The 253-nt window shown below is 68.0% G+C and carries 1 protein-coding gene; it reads left to right on the top strand.

Annotated features, from left to right (window positions below):
• Positions 1 to 10 precede the first annotated feature (10 nt).
• A partial coding sequence (locus tag SB772_RS43440; protein WP_410838953.1) for an RNA polymerase sigma factor occupies positions 11 to 253 on the top strand: 243 nt, incomplete at its 3' end.

Raw genomic sequence — 253 nt, 5'->3', positions numbered from 1 at the left:
CGAGAACCTCATGATCGACCGTTTCCGCGAAAGCCGCGCGTCGGCGCACGCACGCATCGACGTGACGCCGCTCGACGACGATAATGACGCCTTCGCCGATCTGGCGATCGATCCGGTCGATCCGAGCCAGCTCGCCGAGGCCATGCAGACGGCGCGCGCGCTCGAAAGCGCCGTGAACGCGCTGCCTGCGCGCTGCCGCGAAGTGTTCGTGCTGCGCAAGGTGCACGGGCTCTCGCACGAAGCGATCGCCGAG

The sequence above is a fragment of the Paraburkholderia sp. SIMBA_030 genome (assembly GCF_046535245.1).
GTDB lineage: Bacteria > Pseudomonadota > Gammaproteobacteria > Burkholderiales > Burkholderiaceae > Paraburkholderia.
The sequence above is the reverse complement of the archived record's forward strand: the minus strand, read 5'-3'. Positions and strand labels throughout refer to the sequence as shown.